Consider the following 18,746-nt stretch of genomic DNA (forward strand, 5'->3'; position numbering starts at 1 on the left):
AGTTGAAAGGTGAAATTGTGGTAGCCGATATGACTGGGCAGGAAACGTTTAGGGTGAAAAACACAACTATTGTCTTAGAAAATTAAAGTGTAATGTTTTTTAAACTCAGTGGTTTCTCTTATTCAAAGTTTTCATAAATCTGATCTAAGGCAACTAGAGAGTGTCGAACAATAGACAAATCTATTTCAGATGTTAGTCCGTCTTCTTTAAGTAAACCCAGTTCAATAATAATTAACGTATTTTTCACATCTTCCAATAATGCGCTAGAGTCTGAATGCCAAGGCCATTGTGCTACATTCTGAAGGTGGGTAATCCGATTGTCTGATGCTTCAAAAAAGTCAGTGATTTTGACTAAACAATTGAGCACACCTGAACTATTTTCCTTTTGAAGTTCAACCGAAAAGTCCAACAACCAGCATTCACTTTTACTAGATAACAACTTTATACAATCAGGCCATTGTTGCTTTAGTTCGATAAAGTGAATAAGACGACTGATGCTATGAGGACTTGCTTGAAATGGAGTTTCAACCTGCAAATGACCAAAGCCATCTGCGTGATAGATAGGCTCTATAAATTGATAGTTAATTATTAGTTCCAGCACTTCGGCTGCGCTAATGTCATCAGACGGCAAAAAAGGGTCATAATTTATCATAGTGCTCACTTAGTAAAATTCAAATATTCATTAACGTACTAAATTGTCTAATCTTTCAACTTCGAGACTGTACTGTGCAAAAGGATGAGCTGAAAATGACACATCAACCCAAGCTTGTTGCCCAATAACCTTCACTGTGATTACTTTTAATTGCTTTACTTCATCCCAATGCTCGGTCAAAATATTGTAGCTATCATCTCGTGGAGCATAGCCCACATCCCTATCCGTCGAATGAATTTTAATGATGAAAGTATCTGCTTCAAAACCAAGCAAAAAATAGTGAGTTTCATGCTCTCCACCCACTTCAGTCTGATGTTTATAGTGAGAAGTATCTCGACTAAAATCAATATAAAAATAATCACGGCTCAGCGCTTCAATATGCTTAAGCAGGTGATTAGATGCGCTGTGAGTAGGAGTTGAAGTAAGTAGAAAGACTAATAATAAAGAAAGATATTTCATCGTTTATTCTCATCATCAATGCGACATAATACAAACAGAAGCGTATTCTAAAGTTTTTATTTTGCTCAAACGGATTCATTATATTTACACGAAAAACATCGAAATGAAAGTATGATATTACCCAAACCTAATTCCAAAAATATGGAATTAGCCAATTAAATTGTTACAAGTGATTTGAGACACTCTTCCCATGTAAGTACCATAATTCATGGACTGTAGTGGATTAGTTAAGTTAAGTTGGCCATATTCTTAGAGGATTAAGTGAAAATGTACTAAGGCGCTTCGTGCCCCAAAGATCCTTACAAACCATAAAACAGTGACCAGGTTTACTTGACCACTACAAACTGAAAGATTTGATATTGGTGCTAGACTTATTTTAAACGCATTAATAATGGTAGAGCCAATCGGGAGGAAGACAATGAGCTATAAGCATATATTAGTCGCTGTTGATTTATCTAAATCCAGTGAAGTAGTGATCAATAAAGCAATCTCGTTAGCTAGAGACGCTAATTCTAAACTTTCATTTATTTGTGTTGATGTTAATTCTGTTAGTAGCAGAGGGGGAGTCAGTACAAAAGTTGAGATGGACATGCCGCTCGATGAACAACAAGCCATATTGCAAAAAGAGTTGCAAGAATTAGCTGAACAGGCGGATTATCCTGTTGCAAATACTTTGGTTGTAATAGGAGATTTAAATGAAAAATTAAAAGCAACAGTTCAAGAAATGGAAGTTGATCTATTAGTTTGCGGGCATCATCATGATTTTTGGAGCCGGATATTATCTTCGGCGCGTAAATTAGTCAATACAGCTGTTACAGACTTATTAATTATTTATCTTGAGAAATGATATCTGAATAGTTAACTCTTGCGAATGGGTTAAATGATGAGTGCTTTATATATACCCATGTTACTTCAGGATGAAAAATTGTACTTAGATACGAGGCATAAAATTGAAGTATAGTTGTTCTACATTGAGATTTTATAACGGCGCAGATGAATGCAATTTGGTTTGCCGAGTAGAGTACGAATAAAGGTCCAGTCAAGGTTGATTTGAACAGGATATTTTATCTCATCATGCTCAGATGCGGCAAAACCTTATTTGAATTTGATATTCTCTTTCGTAAATATCCGTATGTTATTTCTGTTTATACCCGATTGGCAGGGGCGTTCCAGCGTAGATTCTGCCGAGCGTTTTATACAAAGAAATTTCGTTTATTAGTCATCAAACAAGCTGAGTTGTGGCAGAGCTTTATTTTCAGGTAAAACTCCGGTGCTACTACTGACTTTTTTCTTTCATGTGATAGAGGAGTATCTCGGTAACGACTGGATTTTTAATACTGTAAATTCCCGAAATTAAGCCCGATAAATTAAAGCACACGATATTAGAGTAAATAATCTATCTCGCTATGTGGCCCTTTCCGACTTAGGGAGTCATCAATGGCCATTATTAATCAGTCATGACGCCACTATAAATTTTCTCCTGAAAAAGGGAGGTACGCACTTTGCGTATATTAGTAAAACGACCCTCTAGACTAAAACACTATATGCACATTTATAAGAGCCAGAACACCAACTAGCCTCCGTCTTACAAACCGAAATCGCTAAATAATTTTGGTGGGGTATGTCATTGGTTATGTTTATGCAATCGACATAGCTCATGAGCTATGCGCACTGGAGTGAGTTACGAAAACAGGTAGATAAGTTAGCCTCGACAACTGCACTCAAAAACGCTATTTCATGTGCATACAATTATAGATCGGGTCCTTTCCTTAGCAATTCTTAAATCAATTAAGAATTGCTAAGAATGCTAGGAATGCTAGGAATGAATGTGGCTTTCTAGGGCGCAATGTGCCCCTTTGCGCCTCAGAATGATAACTCGCTAACGCCCCAAAAGCGATTTACAAACCATCAAACAGTGACCAAATTTGCGAAGCTTGCTTTCGGGAAAAACGCTCAACTGAGGTTTGATTAGATCTTACGTCTATTTAGTAAAATAAAGAAATTAGTCAATATCTGATTTTACTCTGCTAAACCTCTAACCTGTTTTTACTGTGAGCCAGCGCTCTACTCCCTATCAGATCCTGATCAATGTTGCCTATACTTATTGATATGAAAGCGACTATAAATACCTAATAAATTAGAATTGAATTCGGCACCGCGTCGCCTTTTATATCAATACGGAGGTGTTGAGTATGAACTTACAACTAGCATTTTTGCTGACATTTTTAGCTGGAGGGATATCTGTATGGATATTAATAAGAATGTCCAGACAGGCAGAACAAGATCGAATGGATGTCATTAATAAGCAAATCAGTACGATAGGCGGAAATACAATTAGTATTGATCTGGTAGCAAGAAAAAACTGTCCTTTTAGCTCTGAATACGGAGATCCCGATTTAGTCTATAAATTTTATAAAATTACTTACGATGTAGAACATGAATTAAAAGAATGCTGGGCAGTTCTAGAGATGAAGCAGCGCAGTTATGGGCCAAGTGGCGCAATTAAGGCAAACTGGATATGGCGTTATTGAATCGCTACCACGCTAGTAGAAACATCATAACCTTCTTTCCATTCTGTTTCTTCTTCATAGATATGCAAGTTCGGGACAAAGGGGAAGTTGTTGCGCAACGCTCGGTATTGGGAGAAAGCGAGCATAAATGGGTTGTCTGAACAGATAAATAGAGTAAAAGCTCTAAGGTGCTTTGTGTCCCAAAGCGCTCAGTAGTGAGTATAAAGGCTAAAAAGGTCACTGTTCGAGTGCCCTTAAAGCTACGTTAGCTTGAATCACTTCCCACAAACTGTCGTTTTTATTCAATTTTTCAAGCACCATATCTCCTACTATTTATCCCATCGGAAAGCTGCGCTGTACTTGATAAGAAAAATGCCTATTTGCAGACAAATTTTCATATCAATATATAGGTGGATAACCATGTTAGAAATAAAAAAATAAAGTCATTAGGCGATGTTAGTAAACTGAAAAAACAATACTTTTCACAATCAACCGCGCCACTCGATGGGATGTGATATTTCGGTTTTGTAACAATGTCAGAGCATTTCAGTTTTTACGAAAATAGTTGTTTGGTCGGATATTGCTGCATCAATGGTGAAGGTTATATACTGCAGTTTTATCTTTCACCTGTTGCTAAAACGAAGGCAGCAGAACTTTTTCCCGTAACAGAGCTCAACGGAACTTCACTCTTTAGGATACCTCAGTCATCCCATCTGTTTAAGGTACTGAGGCTTCCAGCGTCTCCGAGATAAAGAATTAATAACCAATATTACTGTGCTACTAGAGTTCGTCTATTTCATCGGTAACACACCCTAGAGATGCAGATTTTACTGTGGCGATATACTTTCTTAATACACCATTTGTCGCTCTGTAAGCCGGCTTTATCCAAGCTGCTTTACGCCTGGCGATTTCAGCCTCATCTACTTTTAGTTCCAAGGTATTGGTAACCGCATCAATTCGAATCATGTCACCATTTTTAACCAATGCAATCAATCCACCTTCTGATGCCTCAGGAGTAACATGTCCAACCACAAAACCGTGAGAGCCTCCAGAGAATCTACCATCTGTAATTAATGCCACATCTTTTCCAAGACCTGCTCCCATTACCGCTGAAGTTGGTTTTAGCATTTCTGGCATGCCAGGAGCACCTTTGGGGCCTGAATATCGGATAACGATAACCTCACCTTTTTGCACTTCCTTTCCGATGCCTTTTATTGCTGAAAATTCATCTTCGTAAACTCTTGCTGGACCTTCGAATACTTCGCCTTCTTTACCTGTGATTTTTGCAACTGAACCTTCAGAAGCCAAGTTTCCATAAAGAATTTGTAAGTGTCCAGTTGCTTTCAATGGGTTAGATAAAGGTCTGATAATGTCTTGATCTTCCGGAAGGCCAGGTAAATCTGCTAAGTTTTCGGCAATAGTTTTACCTGTTACGGTCAAACAATCCCCATATAATAAACCTTCAGCCAATAAGTATTTCATTACTGCAGGGATTCCTCCGATTGCGTGTAAGTCTTGCATTAAGTATTCACCAGAAGGCTTTAAGTTTGCCAATAATGGCGTTTTATCTGCCATCTTTTGGAAATCATCTAAACTCAAGTCAACACCACAGGCTCGAGCCATTGCAATCATATGCAAAGTTGCGTTTGTAGAGCCTCCTAAAATCATGATAATTCTCAAGGCATTTTCGAACGCTTTTTTGGTCATGATATCTTTTGGTTTGATATCTTTTTCCAGCAGGTTTTTGATTGCATCACCCACTGTCGTCAATTCTCTTTTTTTCTCATCACTCACCGCAGGGTTAGATGAAGAGTAAGGCAAACTCATGCCTAAAGCTTCAATCGCTGAAGACATAGTATTTGCGGTGTACATTCCACCACAAGCACCAGGACCCGGGATAGAATTTTGAATCACCCCCTTATAATCTTCATCGGAGATAACGCCCTGTAATTTTTTTCCATAAGCTTCGAAAGCAGAAACGATATTCAAGTCTTCGCCTTTCCATTTTCCTGCTTTGACCGACCCGCCATAAACCAATATTCCTGGACGATTTAAACGGGCCAAAGCCATCATTGCCCCGGGCATGTTTTTATCACATCCAACGATCGCAACAACAGCATCATAAAATTGAGCACTAACAACAGTTTCAATAGAATCAGCAATGACCTCTCGAGACACTAAAGAGTACTTCATTCCTGACGTCCCATTTGAAATGCCATCACTTACTCCGATGGTGTGAAAGATTAATCCCACCAAATCAGCTGCGAGCACACTTTTTTTCACGTGTTTAGCAAGTTCGTTTAAGTGCATGTTGCATGGATTTCCTTCCCATCCTGTGGAAACAATACCAACTTGCGCTTTTTTCATATCTTCTTCTTTCAAACCAACAGCATAAAGCATGGCTTGTGAAGCAGGTTGTGATTCGTCTAAAGTAACTGTTTTTGAATACTTATTTATTTCTGACATATTTATCTTCTCCGAAACCTTAATTGGATAAACACTCTTCGGACAGGCGTAACCGAGGCGTTTTGAAGCCAACTCAACGACGTTATTTTTATCGTGAAATTTTACAAGTCAGTTTGATAAGTGAACTTTAATTAGTTCTACGGTTTTTAATGCCGATTCGGCATATAAATCAGACCATTCTTGCACATTTATTTGCTCAATAACTTTCAGAAGGCTTTTTTTTGTTTATTTGCTAAATTAATAACACCTTCACAACTTTTTTTAAAAGCTTATTAGCCACATTTGATTTGATCATGTTCAATTACTTCCGTGAGATTATTTACCCTAGTGCTATTAACTCAAGAGTTGCTGGCTTTATTTCTGCTGCTTTAGTCATAATCTAATCCATCTTTTTAGGGATTTGGACGTGATTATTAGGTCAGGAAATTACATTTAATGGCTTTACGCATATGCTTATGATCAATTTCAGTGTAGTCCAATTGCGCTTTAGCGCGGCGATGTTGTAAAAGAGATACTGGCATGGAAATACACAACTATTTATTTTTCCATAATTGATAGAAGGTATTATGCTGTTCTGTATATTTGTTATTGGTTGTTTGTACCGTCAATAAAAGAGGGCTGAGTTGTTATGCGTCTATTGTTATTACGATCTAGCTCAATATGTGTGGCGGGATTATTACTTACAGCCTGTGGTGTCGCCAATGGAAACACCGTTATTTCAGCGGCAACGGTCGCTGCCAAACCTCTGCCTGCTCCCATATCGGTAAGCGATACAGCTTCTACTGCAGCGTTAAACTCAGCATTAATATTTAATCAGGAGATGTTGTTTGCGGTTAATGCGGCGCGCGCGCAAGCACGTAAATGTGGAGGTCGCAGTATGCCGGCCGTTGCCGAGCTGACCTGGAATAAACAATTACAACAGGCGGCCTTTGTCCATTCAACTAATATGGCTAGATATGATTTCTTCAGTCATACCGGATTAGATGGCAAAGAGGTGAGTCAACGGATCCGTGATCAGGGGTATAATTGGCGCTCTGCGGGAGAAAATATTAGCGCAGGGGCGGCAGATGTGGCAACTGTGATGGCTGGTTGGTTATCTAGTCCGGGTCACTGCTTAAATATTATGAGTGCGAATTTTACGGAAATGGCTGCCGCTGTAGTAACGAATAACTCGACATATTACGGTAGTTATTGGACACAAGTTTTCGCTGCACCGTTTTAACCATAATTGCAATGACTGCAAAAAGATCCTATTTAGTCATCTGTGGGTGCGAGGGCGTTTGCAGGTTAGCTTTCTAAAGCGGAAAGGGTACAAAGAGTGGTCAGTAGATACGCAGCTGTGTATCGGCATCAAAAAACAGCATTTTTGACATATCAAGCAGCAGCGGCATTAATTCATCCACCTTAGAGCTGATGGTTGGGTGAACACGGCAAACTGTTTTTACACCATTAATTCGCACTGTGATCAGAGTGTCGGGTCCTGTCGGTTCAATAATTTCTACGACACAACTGAGCGTCGCGCTGTCGGATTTTTCTTCACCTTGTTGAGTGATTTGTTCCGGGCGAATCCCCAGAATAACGGATTTTCCGATGTAGCTCTCAAGTTCTGCGATAGTTTGTTTAATGGGAACGTGCTGTTGCACACCCGCACATTCCAGAGTTATCTGCATACAACCATCCACTTTCTCCATACGACAAGGAATAAAGTTCATTGCAGGGCTGCCCATAAAACCGGCGATGAACTGATTGTGTGGATTGTCATAGATCTCTTGGGGTGAGCCAACTTGCTGTATTTCCCCCTCTTTCATCACAGCTATTACATCCGCCAGTGTCATCGCTTCAATCTGGTCATGGGTGACGTAAACAATGGTCGTCCCTAAACGCCGGTGCAATTCTTTGATTTCACCGCGCATCTCAACACGTAATTTGGCATCCAGATTTGATAGGGGTTCGTCAAACAAAAAGATTGAAGGATCGCGAGCGAGGGCTCTTCCCATTGCCACGCGCTGGCGTTGCCCGCCTGATAGCTGCTTTGGTTTACGATCCAGCAAGGGTTCGATTTGCAGTAACTTTGCGACTTTATCGACAATCGCTTTTTGCTCAGATTTTTCAACCTTGCGTATTGCTAAACCGAAAGAGATATTCTGGCGAACGGTCATATTAGGGTAGAGCGCATAGGTTTGAAATACCATCGCAATATCACGGTCTTTCGGATCCAAATGGGTGACCTCCCGCTCGCCAATGAAAATATTGCCATTACTCACGGGCTCTAAACCAGCTATCATATTTAGCAGGGTCGATTTACCACAGCCGGATGGTCCAACTAAAATTAAAAACTGGCCCGCTTCTATTTCTAAATCGATTCCCTTGAGTACCTTCACCTTGCCATAGGTTTTTTCAACATTCTCTATTTTTAAAGATTGCATATTAGTGCTCCTTACCCCTTTACAGCGCCCGCGGTGAGTCCCTTAACGAAATAGTTACCGGCGACTACATACACGAGCAAGGTAGGCAATCCGGCAATAATCGCAGCGGCCATATCGACATTATATTCTTTAACACCAGTACTGGTATTGACCAGATTATTCAATGCAACCGTGATCGGCTGCGCATCACCGGAGGAGTAAACGACGCCAAACAGGAAGTCATTCCAAATTTGTGTGAACTGCCATATCACCGACACGACGATGATGGGGACTGATACTGGCAGGATAATCCGCAAAAAAATCATCCAAAAACCTGCGCCATCAATACGTGCCGCATTCACTAATTCGGTGGGAATGGTGATGTAATAGTTGCGGAAAAACAGAGTGGTAAATGCCAGACCATAAATGGTATGCACCATGATAAGCCCGGAGGTGGTACCTGCCAGACCCAGAAAGCCGAGGGTGCGCGCCATTGGTAATAGGATCACCTGAAACGGAATCATAGTACCGATCAGCAACATGCCAAAAAACAGATTGCTGCCCCGGAACTTCCATTTAGTCAGCACATAACCATTTAGTGCACCAAACAGGGTTGAAATAACGACAGCAGGTACGACGATCTGCACAGAGTTCCAGAAGTAGCCTTTTAAGCCCGCGCAGCTCACGCCCGTACAGGCAGTTCCCCAAGCTTTACCCCATGCGTCAAAGTTCAGTGACTGTGGCAAGGACAATAGGGTGCCTGAACGGATCTCATCCAACTCCTTGAGTGAGGTGAGCAGCATAACGGCGAGCGGCATTAAGTATAAAAGTGCCGCAAAGGTCAGTAAGCTGTAAATCAATACCCTATTAACGCTCAATATTCTTCTCCCTTAGCTCCGAATACAGATAAGGCACAACAATGGCGGCGACGGCCATTAACATCATCATAGAAGCTGCAGAGCCAACCCCTATTTGTCCGCGAGTGAAGGCATAGGTATACATAAAGGTAGCGGGCACATCGGTTGCAAAACCAGGGCCGCCTCCCGTCAAGGCAACAATCAAGTCAAAACTTTTGATGGCAATATGAGTCAGTACAATCACTGCACTGAAAAATACCGGGCGGAGTCCCGGGATAATTATTTTCCGGTAGATAAGCGGCATTGAAGCACCATCAACCCGGGCGGCTTTGATAATATTCTCATCGACTCCCCGTAAACCCGCGAGACAGAGTGCCATCACAAAACCAGAAGACTGCCAGACACCGGCGATAACAACGGTATAAATCGCCATTTCGGTATTGACCAGCCAGTCAAAGGTGAATGATTCAAACCCCATTTCGCGCAGTAAACGCTGGATCCCCAGTTCAGGATTGAGGATCCATTTCCAGGCTGTACCGGTAACAATAAATGAGAGAGCCATCGGGTATAAATAGATGGTTCGAATAACGCCTTCGCCGCGAATTTTCTGATCCAGAAAAATAGCTAAAAATAATCCAAGCAGTAAACAGATAGCAATGAATAAGCCACCGAACAGCAGGAGGTTTTCAGCGGCTACCCACCAGCGGTCATTGGCGAACAGTTTTTCATACTGAATGGTTCCGGCCCAATCATATTTTGGCAACATACGCGATGAGCTAAAGGATAACCAAGCATTTAACAGCATAAAGCCGTATATAAAAACCAAGGCAGCGACAAAAGTCGGCGCTATTACTAGTTTTGGTAAGTAGTCCCCAATTGATTGACGGAGTGAGCTGGATCTCTTCATGGATTGATTAATCCTCCTGGAGCGCAAAAAGGAAGAACCGGATCTCAGATGGACATTTCTGAGATCCGAAAGGTCTAAAAGATTAGCGCTTATTTAGCTGCGGCGACTGCTTTTACCAGCTTTTTAGCGGCTGTTTCTGCCGTCATTGAATCTGAGTTGTAGAACTCAGTAATGGTGTCGTAGATAGCACCTTGAGTAGCAGGGAAGGTTGACATACCGTGCGCCATACTAGGTACTAAGGTGTTCGTTTCAGCTGTATTGACAAAATCTATTGCCGACAACTTTGCACAACCATCAAACTTATCCATCGGCATGTTCAAGCGAACAGGAATTGATCCTTTATTGAGGTTAAATATTTCCTGGAAAGCGGGACTCAGTATAATGCTAGCCAGGTCATTCTGACCCTTCTGGAGTTCTTTATCGTCAAGATCAAACATAACAAAACTGTCGATGTTAAAGGTGAAATCGCCTTCTGTATCCGGTGCTGCTATGCAGATGTAGTCTATACCCGGTACTTTACCAGCGGCAGTAAATTCACCTTTTGCCCAGTCCCCCATGAACTGCATGCCGGCTTCGCCATTGATAACCATGGCGGTAGCCAGATTCCAGTCACGCCCTGGTGAGCCAGCGTCAGTATAGCCTTTGATTTTATGGAAAGTCTTCAGGGCTTTAATCATGGTTGCACTGTTCAGTACTTTAGGATCTAATTCAACAAACGCTTTTTTATAAAAGTCAGCACCACCAACACCTAGTACAACTGACTCAAACATCGTTGCGTCTTGCCAAGGCTGTCCGCCATGGGCAACAGCCGTCATGCCCGCCGCTTTTATTTTATCAGCTGCAACAAAGAACTCATCCCAAGTTGTCGGAACGGTTGCACCTGCTTTTTTGAATACGGCGGGGTTTGCCCACAACCAGTTTACACGGTGTACGTTAACGGGAACGGCTACATATTTACCTTGGTATTTCATAACGTCTGCTACAACACCGGGTAGCAGTTTATCCCAACCTTCAGCGTTGGCGACACTGTCAAGGTCAGCCAACACGCCTTCGTCGCCCCATTCCTGAATGCTTGGGCCTTTGATTTGAGCCGCGGCTGGTGGGTTACCAGAAACGACGCGAGATTTAAGTACCGTCATAGCACTTTCACCACCACCGCCTGCAACAGCAAAGTCTTTCCACTCATGTCCTTTCGCTTCTAACATTTTCTTCAGTTCGGCAACTGATCGAGCTTCACCACCTGAAGTCCACCAGTGCAGTACTTCAACTTGTGCTGCTTGAGCTGCCATTGAAAGGCCCAATGCTAATGAAGCACCTAAAAGCAGTTTTGAAATTTTCATACAAATTCTCCTCGTCAAAAAAGTTCAGACAGCCGTGCTGCCAATTAGACTGGAACTTACCCAATAGCAATTTTTTGTAAGTAAATGATTTGATTTACTTTGCTAAATAACTGCTGTAGAAATCCATTCATCAAAAAAAAGTCCTTTATCAAATATAATATAGACGATCCAGAGAAATTTTGGAGTACCATAAAGACAGGAAAAAATAAAAGGGGCTATTCAACTTAACATCATCAAGATCGTTAACTGCTTGTATTTAAGCCCTCTGAGGTTGGATTTATAGAGGAGAGTTTTTTTTGTGAAAATCTGGAATCATGATTCTAAATAACGGCTAAGCTGTGATTGTATTCCTAGGTTAAGATTGTATTCCTAGGTTAATTACGCTCACTCCAGCAGTTCATTAGCACTTGGCGTCTTTGCAGGTGCAGTCTTCCGGTTATTGACGTAAAATAGCTGTAACTATCCGTATTATAAGTGAACTTTTTATGGCTCAGAAAAAAGTATTAGTGCTTTTTGCACATCCCTCTGTGCACAGTTCAGAAGTCAATGCATCGATTTTTAAGGCGGCACAAAAGATAAAAGGGGTAACAGCGGTCGACCTTTATTACGAATATCCGACTTTTCATATCGATATAGATAAAGAACAGCAACGTTTGCGGGATCATGATGTTATTATTTTCCAGTTTCCACTGTACTGGTATGCCACACCGGCCATTTTAAAAGAGTGGCAGGATCTGGTGCTTGAATACGGTTTTGCTTATGGCAATGAGGCCGATGCACTGCACGGTAAAACCTTTTTCTGCTCACTTAGCGCCGGAGCCAAAGCGGAGGCTTACCAATCGAGTGGCCGCAATCACTTCACCATCCGTGAGCTGTTAACTCCGCTTGAGCAGATGGCAGCGCAGTCTGGGATGACCTATCTGGCTCCACTGGCCTTGTTTGAAGCAAGAACGGCAACAGAAACGGGACGCTTGCAGCAACATATGCAGCAATGGCAAATTTTACTGGAAGCGTTAGTCGCTGACCGGGTCGATCTTGGCAAAGCGGCTCAGCTTGAAAAACTCAATCACCACTTTGAAGAAATTATTAAAAAGGATTAACGGATGACAGGATATTTTCTGCAGGCCTTTATCTATCTTGCAGCAGCTGTGATTGCAGTGCCAATTGCAAAACGTCTTGGCTTGGGATCGATATTGGGCTATCTGATTGCCGGGGTGGTGATCGGTCCGGTTATCGGTTTGGTCGGCGAAGAAACTGCAAGCATTCAGCATTTCGCCGAGTTCGGCGTGGTGATGATGCTCTTTTTAGTCGGCTTGGAGCTTGAGCCGAAAATGCTCTGGGCGATGCGTAACCGTTTGATGGGATTGGGCGGATTGCAGGTGGTTGGTACCACCGCGGCGGTGATGGGGATCGCTCTCTTTTTCGGGCAGCCTTGGACCATTGCCCTGACGATAGGGCTGATCTTTGCGCTTTCTTCGACGGCAATTGTGCTGCAAACCTTTAATGAGAAAGGTCTAAGCAAAACCGAAGGTGGTAAAAATGCCTTTTCGGTGCTGCTCTTTCAGGATATTGCAGTTATTCCGATGCTCGCATTTATTCCGCTTTTGGCGTTACCCGATTTAATCGAGAAGGCACAACAGGCCGTTGTGGCAACGGCTGAACATAATGATCAACTCAGTCTGGTTGCAGGTTTGCAGGGCTGGGTTTACGGTCTGGTGATCAGCGCGTCGATTGTGCTGGTTGTTGTCGGTGGGCATCTGCTCAGCCGGCCGCTGTTCCGTTTTGTAGCAAGCTCAGGTTTACGCGAAATTTTTACCGCAACCGCGCTGATGCTGGTGATCGGTATTGCGGCACTGATGAGTTTGGTCGGACTTTCGCCGGCATTAGGTACATTTCTTGCCGGTGTGGTGCTGGCCAACAGTGAATTCCGCCATGAGCTGGAATCCAATATTGATCCGTTCAAAGGGCTGTTACTGGGTCTGTTTTTTATCACGGTTGGTGCGGGAATTGACTTTGCTATTTTACTTGATGATTTCTTCCTTATTATCTCGTTAACGGTCGCTGTGATGCTGCTCAAAGCGATTGTGCTTTATCTTCTGGCGCGGATATTCTCGATTAAAAACAGCGATCGCTGGCTGTTCACTTTAAGTCTGGCACAGGCTGGGGAGTTTGGTTTTGTGCTGTTAAGCTTTAGCGTGCAAAACCATGTATTACCTGCTGAAATTGCACAGACGCTAGCGCTGGTGGTGGCACTGTCCATGTTCCTGACGCCGGGGTTATTTATTCTCTTCGATAAGGTGATCCTGCCGCGTTTTGAGAATGCATCCAATGATCGCGAAGCGGATAATATTGATGAAAAAGGCACTGTGATTATTGCCGGTATCGGACGTTTCGGGCAGATAATCAATCGTCTTCTGGTTTCTAACGGGGTGAAAACAGTGGTACTGGATCATCAGGCGGATCAGGTGGATTTGCTGCGTAAGATCAATACCAAAGCCTATTTTGGCGACGTCACCCGTCCGCAATTGCTGCATACGGCGGGAATTGAAGAGGCGGTAATGCTGGTGGTCGCGATTGATAATCAGGAAAACAGCATTAATCTGGTTAAGTATGTGAAACATACCTATCCGCATCTCAAGGTACTTGCTCGCGCCTTTGACCGGGGACACAGTTATCTTTTGCGCTCGGCAGGCGCTGACTATATTGAATCTGAAACCTACCATTCGGCATTAGAAACAGGTGCCCAGGCGCTGCGCAGTCTGGGATATCACCCTTTCCTTGTTGAACAGCAAAAAGCAGCTTATAAACGTGCCGAAGAGCAGCAGTCAGATAAGCTTTATCAGGCTTGGACTGATGAATCGGAAGGGGAGCGTTTTGATAACAATTACAGGAAATTGTTTATCGAGCTGGAGGCTAATATCAAACAGGAAATGGCCAAAGATCGCCTCAACAAGCATAGTGGTTCAGAGCGAGGCTGGAGTCCGCCCCCGAAAAATTACGCTGATGATGAGCCTAGATAAAAGAGGCTTGTGAAGTGCAAAAGAAATCGAGAAATATTTTTCCGTTTATAAAGAGAGATTCATGGGCAAAAAAGCGATAGTAATAGGCGCGACTGGTTTGGTTGGTCGGGCATTAGTAGATCAACTGGCAGATGCTGACCATATCAGCAAAATAATCACGCTTACCCGTCGTCCTGCCCGACATTCATCTTCAAAGGTTATCAATCAAGTAGTGAACTTTGAACAATTGGAGGAATACGCTTCATTATTTGCTGCAGACTTTTTGTTCTCCTGCCTTGGAACAACGCTTCAACAAGCGGGCTCTCTCGCCGCCCAACGTAAAGTAGACCTGGATTTCCAATTTAAAGCAGCTCAACTGGCTGCAGGCAGTGGCGTAGAGCATTATCTGTTGGTCTCCTCAAGCGCAGCTAATGCACAAAGCAGGAATCAGTATCTAAAGATGAAGGGTGAACTGGAACAGAAAATTAAATCTTTGCCTTTTGCGCGTATAAGCATATTCCAACCTTCTCTGTTGCTGGGACAGCGAGCAGATTTTCGCTTGGGGGAAAAACTGGGTAGCTACATGTTGCCGCTTTTGTGCGCCATTCCCTGGTTAAGACGCTTTCGCCCAATTACTGGAGAGCAAGTCGCGGCTAAAATGGTACTGGTAAGCGGGCAATCCGGCCCGGCGTTTGAAAGGTTTCAACTTGATGATATTTTCATCAAAGTAATTAATAGTTAAGTGAGGGGCTAACGTTCCGCTCACACCGAACAATCTGGTAAATCGGTCCGTTGAGCCTAAAAACATTGATCTCCTTCCTTTTTGCCGATAGAGGATTAACGCAGTTAATCATTCGAAAGGTCAGCATGTTATGCCTTGTTCTAGGATCCGGGTGAAGCTCTGAATCTGCATCTTGAAGTAGTTTGGGTCTAGTCGTAATGTCATTGCGCTAACAAATTCTTGAACTGCAGACTCGCGGTTTTAAACCTTGTGTAGTTTTTGCCTTTGAAATGTTTTTTATTGCAGAGTGCGTGGCCATTTTTTGATTTTATTCGTGTTAAACGGGCTTAGTTAATGTGCCTTAAGTTTTGTCTTTATGTTCACTTTCATAGTGAATAGTTTTATCCAGAATTAAAGTGTCCAGTTCAATTAGAGAAGAATAATCAGCTTGCTTATTTAGTGGGGTAAGATGTCAATATCTATACAAAACAATAATATAACATTGTTAAATAAGTTACGTAACAGGTACACTGCGTTCAAATTAAATGTCGTAGTGGCCAGCCTCTTTCAAAAAATATATGGGCTTGGTTAACGGTAAATTTAACAACAAGCTTAAGTTCAATTCATACGAAAAATGGAAATTAACATAATGAAGAAAATCATCATATTGGCTCTATCGTCCCTAACCCTTTTCTCATCTTTTACTTTTGCACGAGATGATGTTGGATCTTATTTAATTGCTGAGGCTTTGAATTCAGACGTGGCAAAATCAAAATTGGGGACTGATGTGGCGTTTTATTTTGGCGACCAAAAATACAGCAAACCCCAGCAAGAGTTTGGTGAATTTAATACCAATAAAAAAACCAATGCATTTAATAAAACAGACGAAGAAGCGTGTCACTGGGTTTTTCTTTCTGCAATGATCACACTCAAAGATAGGGCAATAAAGGAAGGTGGAAATGCCATTGTAGACATAAAATCGAACTACAAAAACGATCTAGTCTCAAGCAATGAAACATTCCAGTGTGGTGCTGGTGTTGTGGTGGCAGGTGTGGCTTTAACCGGCAAAGTAGTGACGTTAAAGTAAAACTTTGTGCGAGCGCTGACAGATGCGGCACAAAGGATCTATCATGGAAGCGTCTGTGGTTGCTTTGCTATTCCACTATCGCGACATGAGTTAGTGCCAATTCAATATAAGTAGGTGTTTCTAAATGGATAGTTCATCAATAATTATTTGGAGTGTTTTGTTTGGCAGCATCGGGATGGGCTTTTGTATGTATGGTAAAAAGCAAAGAGCAATTGTTCCCTTATGCTCGGGTTTAGCGCTTATTGTTTTTCCATATTTTATGACTAGCGTTGCAATGTTACTTGTCGTTGGTGTTATTTTAATAGCGATACCATATTTTGTAAGGTTGTAGTTTATAGGTTTCTCACAAATTTCGAATGGAGCAAATATGAGTTTATCGGAAATCACGTTCTTTGAGCGGTTTGAAATAGATATTTTATCGGGTCAAAAAAGCATCACCATTCGAGATGAATCAGAGAAAGATTATATTCCTAATTCAATAGTTCAGGTTTCTACATTTGAAAATGGTCGTTGGTTTTGTGATCTTAAAATTTTATCAGTAACACCAATTCAGTATGATGAATTATTGGAATTTCATGCGCAGCAAGAGAACATGTCACTTACAGAGCTCAAAAAGGTAATTCAAGATATTTACCCAAATACAGCGAGCTTGTATGTGATTTCTTATGAGCTGGTTCGAAAGTAAAATAGTTGACTAGCTACCCCTTTTTTATTTGTTTTAGGTTAACATTACCGCCCATTGATCTTGCCATCACACAACTGGCAGCGGCTGTTGGCGCTGCGGTCATTAAGAAAGTGGAATTAAACGCGACATAAACAGCTGCTAGCGGAATGCCTGCATCACCATAAATATTGGTAACATAAGCCAAGCCAATGATCCCGCATTGGCGCGATTGGTCTTTACAATACTGAGAAATAATAATGCCGGTAGGGCGACTTTAAATACTAAACCTGAAGCTGTTTTAATAAAATAGTCGTTAATAACGGATATTTTTTAAAAAGCCAGCCGAGGAACAACAGTAAACAAATTGGGCCGGTAATAGAAAGAGAAAAGAAAAGAAAAGTGACGATTCAAACATAGATTAATCCTTTTACTAAGCGATGCCTAACACAATATCGAGTAACTCAGCCAGACTACCAATGTGAATGATTTAGATGCGATTAAACATAGGCTAATAGATAATGGGAAGCTTTATATTTTTAATCACGCTGCATTGTAGTTAGCTTATGACTGTTGTTATGAGATAATATTGAATTTTTAATTTATTCAAGGCTTGGCGATGACATTTCAAGCGGATTCACACAAAGCACAAGAAACACTTAGGTTTCTGGATCAATTACAGCATTTTTTTGTTGAAAAACTGCAAAAAGTGGCAAACGTCTTGGGTGAAGATATTCAATTTACACCCGTGCACTGGCTTCGTGATCAAGGCATACATGGTGGTGGCGTCCGATTCGTTGCTGCAGTTGGCCTATTAAACAGCGCCTCGATTAACCTATCCCAGTTAAATTTTGCTAATATGCCAGACAAAGCGATCTTATCTGCTACGGCACTTTCTGCCATCATTCATCCCGCACATCCCTTGGCACCCTCAATGCATCTACACATCAGCTGGACTGAATATAAAAACGGGCATAGCTTTTGGCGCATTATGGCGGATCTTAACCCGTCCATTAGTAACGCTGAAGATAAAATACGCTTTGAAGATAATTTAAAAGCTATTTCGGGTAACTATTATGAGTCGGGCTGCCAACTTGGCGACGACTATTTTTACATCCCCGCTTTGCAACGCTTTCGCGGAGTGAGTCATTTTTACCTTGAAGATTTTAATGATGACAGTGAAAATATGGCGCAGTTTCCGCAGCGCTTTGGTCAATCTGTAATTGATTGTTACTGCGCTATTTTGCAGCAGCGATTGCTTAATGCGCCACAGCCTAATGAACAACAAAATGCATTACAGCTGAATTATAATACTTTGTATTTTTACCAAGTATTAACACTTGATAAAGGCACAACCGCGGGTTTATTAGCGCATAATCAAAATGATTTAGGTATCTTAGGCTCATTACCTGCGCATATAAATATCTCATTACTGACAAGCTGGCTTGATAAAACAGCACAGCCGCAATATAAATTAATCAAACGTTTATTGTCGATATTGCCTAACACGGAAACATGTCAAATAACGGCAGAATTAAAGGCCGAGATAGCGCAGCAAATTCGCTTGCATTATGCGCAATATCCATTGCATTAAAGCATCGTTGTCTGACGATTTAATGTGCTCTTGCCAGTAATTTTACAAGTCGATTGGCTCTCGTTTAATTGAACATCAGACTCGTGCT

The 18,746-nt window shown here is 41.8% G+C and carries 19 protein-coding genes; 11 read left to right on the forward strand and 8 right to left on the reverse strand.

Annotation, left to right across the window (positions count from 1 at the left end; all coding sequences use genetic code 11):
• Nucleotides 1–118: 118 nt before the first annotated feature.
• Nucleotides 119–652 (reverse strand): hypothetical protein, encoded by a 534-nt coding sequence (locus ACJAT7_RS03205; protein WP_415225351.1) that lies wholly within the window; start codon nt 650–652, stop codon nt 119–121.
• Between the two features lie 30 nt (nt 653–682).
• Nucleotides 683–1,111, reverse strand: a complete 429-nt coding sequence (locus ACJAT7_RS03210; protein WP_415225352.1) for a hypothetical protein — start codon at nt 1,109–1,111, stop codon at nt 683–685.
• 418 nt (nt 1,112–1,529) lie between these two features.
• On the opposite strand from ACJAT7_RS03210, the gene ACJAT7_RS03215 reads away from it, so the two are divergent.
• From ACJAT7_RS03215 to ACJAT7_RS03225, 3 genes are all read left to right on the forward strand, one after another.
• The gene (locus ACJAT7_RS03215; protein WP_415225353.1) at nt 1,530–1,958 is read left to right on the forward strand and encodes a universal stress protein; all 429 of its coding nucleotides are present in this window, start codon (nt 1,530–1,532) and stop codon (nt 1,956–1,958) included.
• A gap of 1,345 nt (nt 1,959–3,303) precedes the next feature.
• The gene (locus tag ACJAT7_RS03220; protein WP_415225354.1) at nt 3,304–3,642 is read left to right on the forward strand and encodes a hypothetical protein; all 339 of its coding nucleotides are present in this window, start codon (nt 3,304–3,306) and stop codon (nt 3,640–3,642) included.
• A 512-nt stretch (nt 3,643–4,154) separates the two neighbouring features.
• On the forward strand, nt 4,155–4,373 hold the full coding sequence (locus ACJAT7_RS03225) for a hypothetical protein (RefSeq protein ID WP_415225355.1): 219 nt from the start codon (nt 4,155–4,157) through the stop codon (nt 4,371–4,373).
• Nucleotides 4,374–4,401: 28 nt separating this feature from the next.
• Here the strand turns inward: ACJAT7_RS03225 and ilvD are convergent, their stop codons facing one another.
• Complete coding sequence (gene ilvD, locus ACJAT7_RS03230) at nt 4,402–6,087, reverse strand: dihydroxy-acid dehydratase (protein ID WP_415225356.1); 1,686 nt, start codon at nt 6,085–6,087, stop codon at nt 4,402–4,404.
• Nucleotides 6,088–6,715: 628 nt separating this feature from the next.
• On the opposite strand from ilvD, the gene ACJAT7_RS03235 reads away from it, so the two are divergent.
• On the forward strand, nt 6,716–7,309 hold the full coding sequence (locus tag ACJAT7_RS03235; RefSeq protein WP_415225357.1) for a CAP domain-containing protein: 594 nt from the start codon (nt 6,716–6,718) through the stop codon (nt 7,307–7,309).
• A 100-nt stretch (nt 7,310–7,409) separates the two neighbouring features.
• Here ACJAT7_RS03235 and ACJAT7_RS03240 read toward each other — a convergent pair whose 3' ends face one another.
• The 4 genes from ACJAT7_RS03240 to ACJAT7_RS03255 form a co-directional block, all read right to left on the reverse strand.
• A complete protein-coding gene (locus tag ACJAT7_RS03240) occupies nt 7,410–8,513 on the reverse strand; it encodes an ABC transporter ATP-binding protein (protein WP_415225358.1) in 1,104 nt (367 codons plus the stop codon).
• A gap of 11 nt (nt 8,514–8,524) precedes the next feature.
• Nucleotides 8,525–9,310, reverse strand: a complete 786-nt coding sequence (locus ACJAT7_RS03245) for a carbohydrate ABC transporter permease (RefSeq protein ID WP_415225379.1) — start codon at nt 9,308–9,310, stop codon at nt 8,525–8,527.
• Nucleotides 9,311–9,359: 49 nt separating this feature from the next.
• Complete coding sequence (locus ACJAT7_RS03250; RefSeq protein WP_415225359.1) at nt 9,360–10,256, reverse strand: carbohydrate ABC transporter permease; 897 nt, start codon at nt 10,254–10,256, stop codon at nt 9,360–9,362.
• A gap of 89 nt (nt 10,257–10,345) precedes the next feature.
• Nucleotides 10,346–11,614, reverse strand: coding sequence for an ABC transporter substrate-binding protein (locus tag ACJAT7_RS03255; RefSeq protein ID WP_415225360.1), 1,269 nt, complete (start codon nt 11,612–11,614; stop codon nt 10,346–10,348).
• Between the two features lie 467 nt (nt 11,615–12,081).
• Here ACJAT7_RS03255 and ACJAT7_RS03260 point away from each other — a divergent pair, with 467 nt between their 5' ends.
• The 6 genes from ACJAT7_RS03260 (at nt 12,082) to yqfB (ending at nt 17,088) form a co-directional block, all read left to right on the forward strand.
• Complete coding sequence (locus ACJAT7_RS03260) at nt 12,082–12,696, forward strand: NAD(P)H-dependent oxidoreductase (protein WP_415225361.1); 615 nt, start codon at nt 12,082–12,084, stop codon at nt 12,694–12,696.
• A 3-nt stretch (nt 12,697–12,699) separates the two neighbouring features.
• Entirely contained in the window at nt 12,700–14,616 is a 1,917-nt protein-coding gene (locus ACJAT7_RS03265) for a monovalent cation:proton antiporter-2 (CPA2) family protein (protein WP_415225362.1), read from the forward strand.
• A 61-nt stretch (nt 14,617–14,677) separates the two neighbouring features.
• Nucleotides 14,678–15,337: an NAD-dependent epimerase/dehydratase family protein gene (locus tag ACJAT7_RS03270; RefSeq protein WP_415225363.1), complete on the forward strand. Its 660-nt coding sequence runs from the start codon at nt 14,678–14,680 to the stop codon at nt 15,335–15,337.
• Nucleotides 15,338–15,965: 628 nt separating this feature from the next.
• On the forward strand, nt 15,966–16,403 hold the full coding sequence (locus tag ACJAT7_RS03275; RefSeq protein ID WP_415225364.1) for an excinuclease: 438 nt from the start codon (nt 15,966–15,968) through the stop codon (nt 16,401–16,403).
• Between the two features lie 124 nt (nt 16,404–16,527).
• Complete coding sequence (locus ACJAT7_RS03280; RefSeq protein ID WP_415225365.1) at nt 16,528–16,734, forward strand: hypothetical protein; 207 nt, start codon at nt 16,528–16,530, stop codon at nt 16,732–16,734.
• A 36-nt stretch (nt 16,735–16,770) separates the two neighbouring features.
• Complete coding sequence (yqfB, locus tag ACJAT7_RS03285; RefSeq protein ID WP_415225366.1) at nt 16,771–17,088, forward strand: N(4)-acetylcytidine aminohydrolase; 318 nt, start codon at nt 16,771–16,773, stop codon at nt 17,086–17,088.
• 13 nt (nt 17,089–17,101) lie between these two features.
• Here the strand turns inward: yqfB and ACJAT7_RS03290 are convergent, their stop codons facing one another.
• Nucleotides 17,102–17,272, reverse strand: a complete 171-nt coding sequence (locus tag ACJAT7_RS03290; RefSeq protein ID WP_415225367.1) for a hypothetical protein — start codon at nt 17,270–17,272, stop codon at nt 17,102–17,104.
• A gap of 411 nt (nt 17,273–17,683) precedes the next feature.
• Between ACJAT7_RS03290 and ACJAT7_RS03295 the strand changes: the two genes are divergently transcribed.
• On the forward strand, nt 17,684–18,658 hold the full coding sequence (locus ACJAT7_RS03295; protein ID WP_415225368.1) for a coproporphyrinogen III oxidase: 975 nt from the start codon (nt 17,684–17,686) through the stop codon (nt 18,656–18,658).
• Nucleotides 18,659–18,746: the final 88 nt, after the last annotated feature.

This window comes from Psychromonas sp. (assembly GCF_047632995.1).
GTDB lineage: Bacteria > Pseudomonadota > Gammaproteobacteria > Enterobacterales > Psychromonadaceae > Psychromonas.

Coding starts and splice junctions, on each gene's coding strand:
- ACJAT7_RS03205 (WP_415225351.1), bottom strand. CDS start 652: ATGATAAATTATGACCCTTTTTTGCCGTCTGATGACATTAGCGCAGCC.
- ACJAT7_RS03270 (WP_415225363.1), top strand. CDS start 14,678: ATGGGCAAAAAAGCGATAGTAATAGGCGCGACTGGTTTGGTTGGTCGG.
- ACJAT7_RS03210 (WP_415225352.1), bottom strand. CDS start 1,111: ATGAAATATCTTTCTTTATTATTAGTCTTTCTACTTACTTCAACTCCT.
- ACJAT7_RS03220 (WP_415225354.1), top strand. CDS start 3,304: ATGAACTTACAACTAGCATTTTTGCTGACATTTTTAGCTGGAGGGATA.
- ACJAT7_RS03295 (WP_415225368.1), top strand. CDS start 17,684: ATGACATTTCAAGCGGATTCACACAAAGCACAAGAAACACTTAGGTTT.
- ACJAT7_RS03245 (WP_415225379.1), bottom strand. CDS start 9,310: ATGCCGCTCGCCGTTATGCTGCTCACCTCACTCAAGGAGTTGGATGAG.
- ACJAT7_RS03250 (WP_415225359.1), bottom strand. CDS start 10,256: ATGAAGAGATCCAGCTCACTCCGTCAATCAATTGGGGACTACTTACCA.
- ACJAT7_RS03225 (WP_415225355.1), top strand. CDS start 4,155: ATGTCAGAGCATTTCAGTTTTTACGAAAATAGTTGTTTGGTCGGATAT.
- yqfB (WP_415225366.1), top strand. CDS start 16,771: ATGAGTTTATCGGAAATCACGTTCTTTGAGCGGTTTGAAATAGATATT.
- ilvD (WP_415225356.1), bottom strand. CDS start 6,087: ATGTCAGAAATAAATAAGTATTCAAAAACAGTTACTTTAGACGAATCA.
- ACJAT7_RS03240 (WP_415225358.1), bottom strand. CDS start 8,513: ATGCAATCTTTAAAAATAGAGAATGTTGAAAAAACCTATGGCAAGGTG.
- ACJAT7_RS03265 (WP_415225362.1), top strand. CDS start 12,700: ATGACAGGATATTTTCTGCAGGCCTTTATCTATCTTGCAGCAGCTGTG.
- ACJAT7_RS03275 (WP_415225364.1), top strand. CDS start 15,966: ATGAAGAAAATCATCATATTGGCTCTATCGTCCCTAACCCTTTTCTCA.
- ACJAT7_RS03235 (WP_415225357.1), top strand. CDS start 6,716: ATGCGTCTATTGTTATTACGATCTAGCTCAATATGTGTGGCGGGATTA.
- ACJAT7_RS03280 (WP_415225365.1), top strand. CDS start 16,528: ATGGATAGTTCATCAATAATTATTTGGAGTGTTTTGTTTGGCAGCATC.
- ACJAT7_RS03260 (WP_415225361.1), top strand. CDS start 12,082: ATGGCTCAGAAAAAAGTATTAGTGCTTTTTGCACATCCCTCTGTGCAC.
- ACJAT7_RS03215 (WP_415225353.1), top strand. CDS start 1,530: ATGAGCTATAAGCATATATTAGTCGCTGTTGATTTATCTAAATCCAGT.